This is a genomic window from Pseudoalteromonas sp. MEBiC 03607 (genome assembly GCF_004792295.1).
Lineage (GTDB): Bacteria > Pseudomonadota > Gammaproteobacteria > Enterobacterales > Alteromonadaceae > Pseudoalteromonas > Pseudoalteromonas lipolytica_C.
On sequence record NZ_SRRY01000001.1, the window covers coordinates 2,729,070 to 2,742,355 of the forward strand.

The 13,286-nt window shown below is 41.1% G+C and carries 12 protein-coding genes; 4 read left to right on the top strand and 8 right to left on the bottom strand.

Annotation, left to right across the window (positions count from 1 at the left end):
* Nucleotides 1-155 precede the first annotated feature (155 nt).
* Nucleotides 156-815, bottom strand: a complete 660-nt coding sequence (lepB, locus tag E5N72_RS12520; RefSeq protein WP_135925176.1) for a signal peptidase I — start codon at nucleotides 813-815, stop codon at nucleotides 156-158.
* Nucleotides 816-1,000: 185 nt separating this feature from the next.
* Here lepB and E5N72_RS12525 point away from each other — a divergent pair, with 185 nt between their 5' ends.
* Entirely contained in the window at nucleotides 1,001-1,459 is a 459-nt protein-coding gene (locus tag E5N72_RS12525) for a hypothetical protein (protein ID WP_135925179.1), read from the top strand.
* The gene (locus tag E5N72_RS12530) at nucleotides 1,460-1,666 is read left to right on the top strand and encodes a helix-turn-helix transcriptional regulator (RefSeq protein ID WP_054552938.1); all 207 of its coding nucleotides are present in this window, start codon (nucleotides 1,460-1,462) and stop codon (nucleotides 1,664-1,666) included.
* Nucleotides 1,667-1,724: 58 nt separating this feature from the next.
* On the opposite strand, the gene E5N72_RS12535 is transcribed toward E5N72_RS12530, so the two are convergent.
* The 4 genes from E5N72_RS12535 to aceK are packed head-to-tail and all read right to left on the bottom strand — an operon-like array spanning nucleotide 1,725 to nucleotide 5,281.
* Nucleotides 1,725-1,985 (bottom strand): DUF2999 family protein, encoded by a 261-nt coding sequence (locus E5N72_RS12535; RefSeq protein ID WP_054561248.1) that lies wholly within the window; start codon nucleotides 1,983-1,985, stop codon nucleotides 1,725-1,727.
* A gap of 53 nt (nucleotides 1,986-2,038) precedes the next feature.
* On the bottom strand, nucleotides 2,039-3,001 hold the full coding sequence (locus tag E5N72_RS12540) for a zinc-binding dehydrogenase (RefSeq protein WP_135925181.1): 963 nt from the start codon (nucleotides 2,999-3,001) through the stop codon (nucleotides 2,039-2,041).
* 8 nt (nucleotides 3,002-3,009) lie between these two features.
* A complete protein-coding gene (locus tag E5N72_RS12545; protein WP_135925184.1) occupies nucleotides 3,010-3,402 on the bottom strand; it encodes a hypothetical protein in 393 nt (130 codons plus the stop codon).
* A gap of 49 nt (nucleotides 3,403-3,451) precedes the next feature.
* On the bottom strand, nucleotides 3,452-5,281 hold the full coding sequence (gene aceK, locus E5N72_RS12550) for a bifunctional isocitrate dehydrogenase kinase/phosphatase (protein WP_135925186.1): 1,830 nt from the start codon (nucleotides 5,279-5,281) through the stop codon (nucleotides 3,452-3,454).
* 105 nt (nucleotides 5,282-5,386) lie between these two features.
* On the opposite strand from aceK, the gene E5N72_RS12555 reads away from it, so the two are divergent.
* Entirely contained in the window at nucleotides 5,387-6,334 is a 948-nt protein-coding gene (locus E5N72_RS12555) for a LysR family transcriptional regulator (RefSeq protein ID WP_135925188.1), read from the top strand.
* Nucleotides 6,335-6,445: 111 nt separating this feature from the next.
* Complete coding sequence (locus E5N72_RS12560; protein WP_135925191.1) at nucleotides 6,446-6,889, top strand: hypothetical protein; 444 nt, start codon at nucleotides 6,446-6,448, stop codon at nucleotides 6,887-6,889.
* Here E5N72_RS12560 and icd read toward each other — a convergent pair.
* The 3 genes from icd to E5N72_RS12575 all read right to left on the bottom strand — a co-directional run bounded on the left by icd (nucleotide 6,886) and on the right by E5N72_RS12575 (nucleotide 13,248).
* Entirely contained in the window at nucleotides 6,886-8,160 is a 1,275-nt protein-coding gene (icd, locus tag E5N72_RS12565; protein ID WP_135925193.1) for an NADP-dependent isocitrate dehydrogenase, read from the bottom strand. The two genes, E5N72_RS12560 and icd, sit on opposite strands and share 4 nt — an antisense overlap.
* 107 nt (nucleotides 8,161-8,267) lie before the next feature.
* On the bottom strand, nucleotides 8,268-10,946 hold the full coding sequence (locus tag E5N72_RS12570) for a 7TM diverse intracellular signaling domain-containing protein (protein ID WP_135925195.1): 2,679 nt from the start codon (nucleotides 10,944-10,946) through the stop codon (nucleotides 8,268-8,270).
* A gap of 37 nt (nucleotides 10,947-10,983) precedes the next feature.
* Nucleotides 10,984-13,248 (bottom strand): TonB-dependent receptor, encoded by a 2,265-nt coding sequence (locus E5N72_RS12575; protein ID WP_135925197.1) that lies wholly within the window; start codon nucleotides 13,246-13,248, stop codon nucleotides 10,984-10,986.
* Nucleotides 13,249-13,286 lie beyond the last annotated feature (38 nt).

Here is a 13,286-nt window from a genome sequence, read left to right on the forward strand (position 1 = left end):
TGCAACGAGACTAATTGAAAAGGCGAGTAACAAATAGCATCGAAATGACCTAATAAACTTAGCGATTATCATACTTTACCTTTTGGCTTATTATTTTTATGTCTTCAATATTGAGACATAAAACTATAAATTGCCAATTTTTGTACGGATTTTTGCTAAGGTGCTAAGTATAAATCATGCAAAACCCGCTCTTTTCGAGGTAAGTAATAATCATCATAATCGAGTGATACAAGCACTCTTTTAGCTTTACCTAATAACTCACTGCGAGGCACTAAGCCAATTACTCGCGAGTCTGCACTATTATCGCGGTTATCACCCATCGCTAAATACATGTCCTTGGGGATAACGACAGGTGCAAAATGCTGCATCACCGAGGGCGTTTTTGATACCTGAATAGCGTGCTGAACACCGGCAAGGTTTTCAATGAGTATCTGCTGCTCTTGCTTATCATCAGTTAATGCGTAATCAAGTGCTTTACCGTTAATGATTAATTTGTTATCTACTAATGTCACTGTATCGCCCGGCACGCCAATAACACGCTTTATTAAGCGATTATTTGCAGCCTTAGAATCAAATACAATGATATCACCGGCTTTTGGCTCATCTGTGCGCATTAGCGAAATATGACTAAATGGCACACGCAGATCATAAGCCATTTTATCCGTTAAAATTCGATCCCCTTCAACGATGGTCGGGTTCATTGAACCTGTTGGCACTTCATACCAATCAGCCACCGCACTTCTAAAAACACTCATCAAGCAGATAAATAAAATCAAAGAGCGGTTATTTTTCCATACTTTCAAAAGCCAGTTCATATTCGTTCCTTATTTGTTGTTTGTTTTCATAAGAGCCACTGCGGTTCGAATTAGTTCTTAACTAAATGTAACGAAATACGTCAATGATAAAAATATCATACATGATGTCAAAATTATTTGACATCACAAGTAATGAGTAGTTTACTTAACATCAAGTCAAATATTTTTTACATTGGATAATAACGATGAGCTACAAAGAAATGACAATTTGGGGCACCTTGGTGGTAACCATTGGCCTTTTAAGCTATTACCTTTTAGGGATTAATTCACTTCAAGCTGCAGGTGAGCTTAACCAAGATACAATGGTGTCTTATTTGTATGAGGTTGTTGTAGTAGCGGTGATCTTAGAGATCATTATGCAATCTCTGCTTGCGGGTATTAAACACAAAGAAGCAGACTTGGGGGATGATGAGCGCGATAAGCTTATTGAGCTAAAAAGCACCAAACTTGGTCATTGGTTTTGCTCTGCAATTATCTTAATGTGTGTATTTTTAACAACGCAAATTGAGCGTGTGTCTGGACGTATGCTGTTACCTGAGGTCTCTGATCTATATAATATTATGCACTTTCTTATTATTGGTTTTTTAGTGAGTGAAATTATTACTATTGCTAGCAAAGCGTATTTATATCGAAGAGACAGCTAAATGACAAAACAGCTCAGTAATACCATTCGAGAACTTCGATTTCATCACAATGAAATGACGCAACAAGCATTAGCAGAGGCTGTTGGTGTTTCAAGGCAAACCATTGTAGCAATTGAAAAAGGTAAATATTCCCCCTCTCTTGAGGTGGCTTTTAAGATTGCACAGTTGTTTGATAAAAAACTGGACGACGTGTTTTCGTATCAATAATACTAACAAAAAAGGTTAGCCAAATAGCTAACCTTTTTTCAATTCGAATCATTCAATTTTATGACTGCTGATTTTTGAACTGCGCTTTGGCTTGTTCAACTTCATCATCACTGATGCCAACTGATTCAGCCGCTTCTTTAATAAGGTGTGGCTGAGTCATCACTAATGCCATCAGTTGCTGGAGCTTCTCTGGTGGAATACCTAACTGTTGAACCAAACCCATTGCCATCATTGGGTTTTCCATAAACGCTTGGAACAGCTCACGCACTTTTTCGTCACTGACATTGTGCTCTTTGAGCATTGCAATAATTGGGTTCATACTAACCTTTACTTTTAACTACTAATAAAACCAATAATATGGGCAAATTGCTGTTATTCAACTAACAGAACCACTTTTCCCGAATTTTCGTTGTTATCTAAAATGCGGTGCGCCTCATTTGCCTCTTGCCAATTTAAGGTTTTATAGATATTGCAATCGAACAACCCTTTAGCCAAATCATCATAAAAGCGCAATATAAACTGCTCTTTTAAATCGCGCTTAAATTCAATTGAACGGTTACGTAACGTTGATGCATGAAATGAAATTCGCTTACTAAGTAGCCTTGCAAAGTCAACCTCAGCAAAGCGTGCATCTAAAAATGCTAACATCACAATTTGGCAATCCATGGCTGCAACAGCAGCATTTTTATTTAAATAGCTTCCTGATACAGGATCAACAATGGTATTGGCCTGTAAATTATTGGCTTTAAAATATTCTACAAAGTCGGTGGTTTTATAATTGATAGTATGGTCTGCGCCAAGCTGCTTGGCATGCTCGCACTTTTCATCGCTACCCGCGGTAATCACTACTTGAGCGCCTGCGCGCTTTGCCATTTGAATTGCCGCACCACCTACACCACTGGCTCCCGCATGGATCAGTGCCGTTTGCCCCGCTTTGAGCTGACCAAATTGAAATAAGGCAGAAAAAGCCGTTAAGTATACTTCACTGATAGCAGCGCCCTGTGCCATTGTCATTTCATCTGGTAACGGCATGACTTGCGCTGCATCAACGGCAACATACTCGCTGTAAGCACCGCCCGCACACAAGGCAAAAACGCGTTTATTAAGCCAGTCACCGGATACTGCACTACCTTGCTCAACAATGGTACCGGCGCATTCTAAACCTAATATTTCACTGTCACCTTTGGGTGCTGGATATTTGCCCTGTCGCTGTAAACAATCTGCGCGATTAACGCCGATCGCCGCTACAGCAATAAGAACTTCGTTATCTTTTAGAGTTGGTTTATCTGTTTGCGCAAAATGTAACTGTGAGTCTTCGTGCTTAATATAACGCATATCACCTTCTATTTAATTCGTTGCCAGACCTCAGCTTCGACTAATTTGCCACTTTCATACAAGGTGTGGTGCCACAAGTCACCTTCTATTTTGTAATCAAATGCCATAGTCTTGCCAAGTAATGAAGGTACATTACCATAGGAAAAAGTTTCGATAAATTGCTGGTCTTGCAAAACATATTTGCCGCCACCAGCATAATGAAAGTTGCCTTGCTTTTGAGTGATATAACTAAAATGACTGGGCGTAATCAGTTTAACTGAGGTTATTTCTGGCGCTTTTGCCGTCACATAGCCGTCATTGGTCGCATATTTACCTTCAACAAATTGCCAACTACCCAGTAACGGATTGGCGCTTACCATGGACGAAATAAATAAACTCGATAAAAACAGTGTGTTTTTCATAGTGCGTTCCTTAGCTTTTTAAACAGCATACGCTAACACTATGTTCCTATTAAACAGTTGTAGAGTGAGATTTTTTCATTTGAGCTCTCATCGAAGAAAAACGCCAAGACTGTTTATAAGGATATACATCAAGCAATTGCCCATCGTTTATAGCCGCTTGGAGTTGCTGCCACATAGTAGCTGTAAATATATCTTGATGGGCTGCATTAAAGTGCTCAAACGCCCGCTTATTTGCGCTAAAAAAGATTTTAAACTGGCTCGGAAATATGTCGTTTTCGGCAATATCGAAGTAGCTCTCGCTACTGAGTTCATCCAATGAATCCTCGGTTTTTGGCAGCTCTCTAAATTGACACTCTGTCAAAGGGCAAATTTCATCGTAGTCATAGAACACCACTCTTCCCCAACGGGTTACACCAAAGTTTTTCATCAGCATATCACCGGGAAAGATATTAGCCCCCGCGAGCTCTTTTATTGCCTTACCGTAATCAACCATAACTTGCTGCAGTTTTCGCTCATCACAGTCGTTGATGTACAAATTAAGCGGTGTCATTTTGCGCTCTACATACACATGGCGCAAAATAAGTGCATTTCCCGAAATCACTAGGCTATCAGCAATTTGCTGCTGCATTGTTTCTATAAGCTCTTCACTAAATCGGCTTAAATCAAATGCTAAATAACGAAATTCATGGGTATCAACTAGCCGGCCTACTCGGTCGGCTTGTTTAACAAAGTCGTATTTAGCCATCACCTGCTGTTTGGTAGCCGTTTTTGGTGCGCTAAATTTATCTTTAATGACCTTGTACACATAATCTGAGCCTGGGGTGGTAAATACCAGCATCACCATGCCCGGCGTCCCCGGCGCAAGTGTGTATTTATCATCAACGGGGCTATTACGCGTAGTATCAACTTTGTAACGATAAAACTCGGTTTTCGCGTGTTTGATAAAGCCTATGGCATTAAACAACTCAAAGCGTTGCTTATGAGGCATTAAAACACTGAGGTAATCAACGTATCGGGCGGGTTGGTCAGTATCGACCATAAAATATGTACGCGCAAAGCCAAACAACAAGCTTAGTTGATCAGCTCCCATCATCACAGCATCAATGTGCAGACCTTTTTCACTGTTTAATAGCGCAATCGCAAATGGCATGTTATCGCCATTTTTCGCAATACAGCGACCTATGATGTAACAGGCTTTATTTCTAAAAAACAATGAATTAGCGTATTCAATATAGCCATCGTTAAGAGCAAGCAGCTCATAAACTTGTGGGCATTGCTGTTTTGCTCCAGCAATCAAGGTGCGCTGTAACATGGCAACATCATCAGCAAAGTTAGCGTATTGTGAGCGAAACACATGACGTTTGATCAAGCTGCTGATGGCAGTTTCAAAGCCATTTTGCAGGGAAATACGGCTAACCAATGAATCAAAGGGCCTTGGCCCCAATTGATAGCGCGCTTTTAGTACAAACAAGTGCACATTGCGGATTTTTCGAGAGTCCCAGATTGCACCGAAGGTTGAATTAAAAAACGTATGAGCAATGGGCTGATTTTCGTGGCTTTGCACCATCTCTGCGTATATTTGTTTGGCTAATAGCCAAAGCGCTGGGTCGTCCACTTCACTATAAGCAATAATTTTTACCGCTTGGCTTACCTTTTTGACTTGCCCCTCGTAAACCTGCAATCGCGATTTCATAGCCCCTTGAACTTGATGCCACTGGCGCTGTTCAAAGCGACTTTGCGCACCGAGGGTAATATTTAAAAACTCTGCAAACATAGCCTCAAAGCCAGCATACACCGCACGGGCAAGCTTAGTCGCTACGACCTGATTTAACTGTTCGCTGTGTGATTTAACAGCCAAATTTGAACTCTGCTGTGGCATTATTTTTATCGCTTATGCTGATTATTTTAGTTGCCTTGTTTACACACAATAGCAAGCGCGCTTTAATTTAGGTAATTAATAAAGATAATAAATAAGATTGATCAAATGAATATTAGACACGTCGACCTCAACCTATTGGTGTATTTAAATGTCCTCATTGATGAACAAAGTGTGTCTAAAGCCGCCAATAAACTGGCTTTGACTCAACCTGCAATGAGTAACGCCCTTAAGCGTTTACGTGATTTGTTTGATGATCCATTATTAGTGAGAGCCGCTGGCACAATGACGCCAACCGCAAAAGCGCTCAGCCTTAAACCCGAAATAGAATCACTGTTAAAAATGGCCGAAGAAATTACTCAGCCAAGTGAGGTCTTCGACCCGAGCACCGCAAATATTACGTTTCGCATCATGGCAAACGACTACTTAGAATCAACGCTTATTGCGCCGTTTATTACCCAGCAGCTAGCAAAAAATCCGGGGCTTAATTTTGATATTTTGAGCCCAAGCGATGTTAACCTTCAGGATATGGAAAAAGGCACCATCGACCTTGCTATTAACCGCTTTAACGGCCTGCCCCGCTCATTCCATCAAGCCAGTGTGTGGCGCGACAATTACTGCTGCTTAACACACCCAGACAACCCTTATTTACAACAGCAAAACCTCCAAGGCTACCTTGCACAAGAGCACATTTGGGTGAATCGGGCTGGTTGGGGCGTAGAAGCGGCCGTGACGAATAAATCAGGCAGCCAAAAACTCGGCTGGGTCGATGAGGCCTTATGGCAACTAGAACAAACCCGCAATATTCGTGTATTCACCCGCCATTACATGGTGGCAAGCTTGCTGTGCCAATCACCAAAACTTATCGCCACACTCCCTCGCCGCCAAGCCATGTTATTAGCAAAACACACTGATTTGGTGATAAGTCCAGTGCCATTTCAAATAGTTCCTATTGAAGTGAAAATGTTATGGAGCCCTTTGTTACATCACGCAAACCCGCACCAGTGGCTGCGCAGAGAGCTACTTGCCTTTGCCGGTACGGTGGCTGATCGCTAAAAACAACATAATATTGATAAAATCAATATCAGTTATTGAAAACAACAATTTCATAAATAATGAGTGAAGGGCTAGAGTGAAGTTAAGCACATAAACAAAGAGAAAATGATTATGGAAACTTCAGCGCAATTCACTCAACAGGACGGCCTTTACATCAATGGTCAATTACACTCATTCATCGAGCAGCAGCTTTGTAAAAAAAGCGATTTAGCTTGCGAAGAAATTTACCAAACACTGGCAACAATGGTTGATGAGTTTGGCTGCCAATGCCGTAAAACCAAACATCAAGATGATGATGTTTTACAAGCAGACACACTGTTAAAAGCATATAGCACAGTACGTACTCACCCGCATTGTCATGTAGATGCGCAAACTACAACCGCAGTACTCGATGAATACTGTTGCCAAGTACCGGCAATTTTAGTGGTAGCGTTAATGGACACATTAACAGGCATAACAAGTAACGAACCAGGTGCAGAGCACATTTACCAACGTGCAGCACAGTTAACAGGTAAACCATGTGTCTACGCAGTTAAAAGCGCCAATGCCGCTTAATATGGTTCATTATTTGAGTTACTTATTCGCGCGATGATGCTTTTTGCAAAATCACTGCAACTAAGCATCGTCGCATCGGCTACTAGGTTAGCCAAATCAAACGTCATTTCACTTGCGCTAAGCGTCTGTTCAAGCGCCTTTTCTATTTTATTCGCCGCTTCGTGCCAGCCCATAAAACGTAGCATCATGACCGCACTTAAAATACTGCTTGTTGGATTTGCACTGTCTTCCCCGGCAATGCGATTAAATGTGCCATGAGTCGGTTCAAAAAAGGCCACTTCATTATTTAAGTTTGCCGCAGGCATAATACCCACGCCACCGACTTGTGCGGTTAGCATATCAGCTAAGTAATCGCCGTTTTGATTGGTTGTTACCACCACATCAAATTGCTCTGGGGTGAGCAGCGCTTGTTGTAGCATGTTATCGGCAATCACTTCTTTGATGATTAAATCATCTTGCTCGTCACGTTTGATCACTAACCAACGACCATTTTCATGCGCTATAGCGTTAAACTCTTGCTCAGCTAGGGCAAATGCCCAACGTTTAAATGCGCCATCGGTAAATTTAAGTACATTGCCTTTGTGCACCACCGTCAGTGATTCACTGCGCTCTTTAAGGGCAAAGTTGAGCGCGTAACGCATTAGTCGCTCTGCAGCCTCTTTCGAGCTATTTTTAATGCCAATGCCGCATTGATTATCAAAACGAAGTCGGGTAACACCCATTTCTTGACACAAAAAATCAAGCATACGCTCGTTATCAATACTGCCAGCCTGCCACTCAATGCCCGAGTAAACGTCTTCAGAGCTGTCGCGTATTACAGTGATATTGGTTTTTTCAGGTTCTTTTAAAGGTGATGGTAAGTGTGGATAACTGCGAATGGGCCGCATGTTTACGAATAAATCCATCTCATGACGAAGAGCCACATTTAAAGAACGAAAACCACCACCAAGAGGAGTAGTTAACGGCCCTTTGATAGCAATTTTATATTGCCTGACAGCATGTAAGGTTTCTTGCGGGAACCAATCACCATCGTAAAGCGCAGCAGCTTTTTCGCCATTGAACACTTCCATCCAATGTATTTGTTTATCACCTTGATAAGCATGACTCACCGCAGCGTCGACAATATTACGCATTACAGGAGAAATATCTTGGCCAACACCATCGCCTTCAATATAAGCAATAACCGGATTGTCAGGAATATGCCATCGCCCTTTACTATCGATAGTAATTTGTGCGCCCTTTGCTGGCACCGAAATGTGTTGATACTGCATCAAACTTTCCAAGCAATATGTTTTAACATTATTAGTATCAAGAAATAGCTAATTTGTCTGTGCTCATAGCGAAATAACGAGCATTCAACTAATTGATGTATCAATTATTAGTGAATGACATTGGCTATTTCATCTTCCATAGCGCAGAACAACGAGGCGATAAGTTGTGTATCAATCGTGACGGTGTCGTTTTTCAGCGCAGTATCTACGGCAACGGCCTTAACATAAAGCTTTTCACATTCGAACATATTGGCTGCGCCTTTTAACATATGCACATTTCTACTTAAACCATCGATATCCATGTTTTTGTACTGTTCACGCATTTCTACATACTGGCTTTCAAGGCCTTTAATATAGTCATCTTTGAGGGCCTGAAATTCTTTTTCGGGCAACTTGATGTCTGCCAATTCATCACAATCTAAATAGCTGGCAATTTTGTGGCTAAAGCCATTTCTGTCGATTGGTTTGGCTATTAAATCATTAAAGCCTTGTTTCATATAACGGGTGACTTCATGTTTCATAGTATTGGCTGTTAGGGCAATGATAGGTGCAGTAACACCTGTTGCCTGCATCATTTTTAATGCTTCTTGACCGTCCATAATCGGCATTTGAATATCCAGTAGAATAAGGTCAAAGCTGTCTTCGAGGGTTGCTTGCACAGCGTCTTTGCCATTTTCAACGGTGGTCACTGTCAGCCCCATACGCTCTAATATTCGTGCAATTAAACGTCGGTTATCTGGGTGGTCTTCAGCAAGTAGCACGCGCCCTTTTAGATTTTCTGGCGCATCGAGTTTACTAAATGGTGAGGTTTCAATAAGCTTCACTTCGCTCATGTCATTGAGCCAACGTGTGTTATCTGTGGTGTACACCGACATGGTGAAAATAAATTCACTGCCAGAACCCACATTACTTTTAACGCTGATATCACCATCCAATTTCTGCGCAAGGCTCTTTGAAATGTTAAGGCCAAGCCCGGTGCCACCATACTGGCGAGAAATACTAGAATCCGCTTGATAAAAGGCACTGAACAAGGCTTGTTGCTCTTTGTCTGTCATGCCGATACCGGTGTCTTTTACGCTTATCGACAACTTATCGTTATGACAGCTCACCGTTAAGGTTATACGCCCCACTTGAGTGAACTTAAGGGCATTGGTTGTGAGGTTTAATAAGATTTGCCTTAAACGACTCGGATCGGTGATCAAGTAGTCTGGCAACGGGAACTGATAATCCACACTGAATTTTAAGCCTTTATCGCGTATTTGCTTACCGATCAACGACTCAATATTGGCAATGGTGGCAAACAAATCTGTTTCGACTAAATCAATCTCTAGCTTGTTTGCCTCAATTTTTGACATATCGAGTATATCGTTTATTAACCCAAAAACATGGCGGCTATTTTGTAAAATAACGCCAATACCATGATTACGCTCATGAGGCTTGATATCACCAAGCATAATGCCGTCTGCATAGCCAATTATTGAGGTCATTGGGGTACGAATTTCGTGGCTGATATTTGCCAAAAAGCGACTTTTGGCTTCATTGGCATCTCGTAATTCATCAGCCAACTCTTCAAGCTCTAAGGTTCTTAATTGTACTTTTTCTTCTAAGTTTTTGTTTAGCTCTACGTTGTCATCATGTAATAACCTAAACTTGTCAGCAACAGCAAATGCTAGCAACATAGCGTCCATTGCCGTGCCTATCAAACCCAATAAATACAAATTAATTGAGGTGGCTGGCAACAAGCCTAAATTAGTTAAATTCCCGACCATGTTCGGTAGCATCATGGCAATATAGGCAAGCACAAAATAACGTGCCGGCTTAAAGCCAATCAGCATACAACGAATACCAATGTACAAGCCTAAACACAAAGCAACACCGGTAACTAATGTCGCCCAATAAAAACCAAAGCTTGGCCATAAAACACAAAAAGGGATGCCTAAAGTCGCAATAACCCCTACCGTTAAGGATAATTGAGCGAGCTTAGGGAACGTTTCTTTTAATTTGAGTAAATTATTGTAAAACAGAATATTGGTTAATGGTGTTAAGGCAAAACCTAGCCAATGAAGGTGCGGGTTATAGTAGCCAAACAACTGGTCTGATATATGAAAAAAATGACTCCATGCAAACACCCAAGATGCCGTAAATAACGCATAGTAAAGGTGAGTAACATCACGTGAGACTAAATATATTAATAAATTATAAAGCCCTAACGCAATCCCCACTCCAAAACAGAGCATCATGATCATATTTTCAAGAGTAATGGTTTCAAAATAATCTTGATAAGGTGTTAGTACCAGTTTTGCTGGGGTATAAAAGTAATCACTTTCAAAATAAGTGATTAGCGTATAGTGTTTATCTTTTTCAAGAGATAAGCGGTTACCATAGTGAAAGGCAAATTGATTTGGTTTTACACCGCCTGTAACAAACTGCTGAACCGGTGAGTTTGGATCAGTCATGTCGTAGATTCGACTTTCTATTTTTGATACAAGTGTGTTGTAGGGATAAAGTACTAAATCTTCAAATTCACTTTGATTTTCTATTTCAACGATTAGCCAATAACTGCCTCCGACTGAGCTAATACGAGATTGTGGCTTTTTATTTGCGCGCCATTTAGAGATCTCAGCCACTGACGACGGAAACATATTATCGTTTGCACTTAAAACTTGCCCAACATCATGCAGGTTTTGCTCCGCTGAGACATTCGTGTATACAAATGTCTCTTGTGCAAAGGCCGAAGAACATAACAATAGAAAAAGCAGACCACAAATACACAGCTTTAACCGCATTCACTAGACTCCTTCACTACAACAAGCCTGCTGGTAATTAAAATTGAAAAGAAACGTCAAAACCATATCGTCTCCCTTCTCCTTTAAAGTCTTCAAGCATGCCTAGGAACGAGCTTAAATCGAACTTTAACTGACTGTATTCAGTATCAAATAAATTTTTGCCCCACAAAGTAAATGACCAATTATCAACATCGTATTTTAGATGCGCATTAACAATACTAAAGCCTTCTTGGCGGGCATAGGGATTCATGTTTTGATCAAAATAAAACTCAGACTGATAATCGTAAATAATGTTGGCCGATAACGGATACGACGCTAAGCTGGTATCGTATTTTAATCCCGCTGATACATTCCATTTAGAGGTGAAAGGCAGTTGATTATCGGTAATGCTATTACCAAGTGGGTCAACATAGTCCTCAAATTCTGCATGGGGGATATAACCCACTGCAAGTAACATGGCTAATTGCTTAGTTGCTTGATAGTTAATTTCAGTTTCAAGGCCATAGATTATTGAATCAGCAACATTTTCAAGTAATTGCACAGGCGGCATTTGCGGTGTTTCTGACGCTTGGTTCATAAACACTTGTTGGTCGTTGTAATCATAATAAAACGCCGCCCAGTTCATTCTTAAGTGTTGCTTAGGCCAGTACGACTTTAAGCCAATTTCATGGGCATTCAAGCGCTCTTTACCGTAATTCGCTAAAATTGCTTGTTCTTCAGATGATAAGAATCCGCCATTGTAGCCGCCACTTTTACTGCCATTTGCAAATCGATAATAAACATTGCTTGCATCAGAATAACGGTAATTAACCGCAATTTGCCCTGTAAAACCGTTATCTGATTGCTCATCAGTAACGCGATAAAATGGCACCAGCACACCAGTTAAATCGTTCACATCAACCACGGTATTTAATGTGGCGATTGAGTCATACTCTAGTGATTCATAGTCATATCTAAGACCTGCTGTAATCATCCACTGTTCTGCGACAGGCACTTCAATTTGGCTAAACACGGCCAAATTCTGCATCTTGATTTCATTATCGTAGATAAAGGTAGCAGTTAAGTTTGTTGGTAAAATGCCGCGAAAATCGCGTAAAATATCATTTAAATTATCTTGCTCAATGGTTTCATCCGCGAAATAAACACCACTCGTTAGCGTGTAATCTGCAAATTCATTTAACAATCTAAATTCTTGGCTAAACATTTGGGTATCTAACCCAAGTACCCCTTCGCATAAGCGAGCTGGTGAACCATCGCAATTAAAGGCATGGCTTCTTTGAAGATCATTAAAGCTCGACAATGAAGTAAATGTAGTTTGCTCGTTTACATGCCAATTTACTTCAGCGATAAAGCCATAGCCATCAGATTTATGAGGTGAGTCATTATTTACGCTTACCTCAAAAAAGTCATCACTACCATCATTAAAGCCAAAGTTATCAAAACAGCGTGTTGACCCCGCATCTGCTGGTGAACAAAGTTCTCCGGTTAAAGGGTTCGCTACAACACCAATACTCCCTACAGGCTGGACAATACCGTCCCAATCTTCAATATGCGCTTGCAGGTAAAGATCAACCTCATCCCATTCAGACGAAAAAGATATACGGGCATTTTTTTGCTCCATGCCTGCCGTTGGTGAGTCTGCAAAGGTATTTTTTGTTGAGTATTGGTAGTCTTGATAGTTAACAGCAACACGTAATGCACTAGAGTCAGTTAATTGCTGATTCCACACGCCATCGAGGCTCGTGCCATTGTTATTGGCTACTCCTAAGCTCAATGATCCATAGCTATCAAGCTCAGGTCGGTTTGAGCGAATAAGGATAGCACCACCCGTTGAATTACGACCAAATAAAGTCCCTTGTGGGCCGCGTAAAATTTCGAGTTGCTCAATGTCGTACAAATTCACAATTTGGTTATTGGCTGAGCCAACAGCCACACCATCAAGATACATGGCAACAGGTGACGTATTTGCGGTGTTGTAGTCAAGAAGACCCACCCCACGAATACTTACTGCGGGAGGTGTCCCCTCTGCGGCGTTTTGCGTTATTTTTACATTAGGTGAGAATAAACCAATCTCAGTTGAATCTTTAATATGTTGATTCTTGAGTAATTGTCCTTTCACTTGGCTCACCGCCACGCTAACGTCTTCAATTGCTTGAGGACGCTTTTGTGCGTATACACTAATGACTTCCATGTCTTTTCTAGTCTCTGCAGCCTGCGTAACAGCGCTTGCAATGACACAGAGTACCATGCTTGAACAAGATAGTGTCTTCAGCTTTGGATCAATAAGAAAAGGACGCTTCATTCGCATTTTGACCTTAAAAGAGGGAAACCTGTTAAATT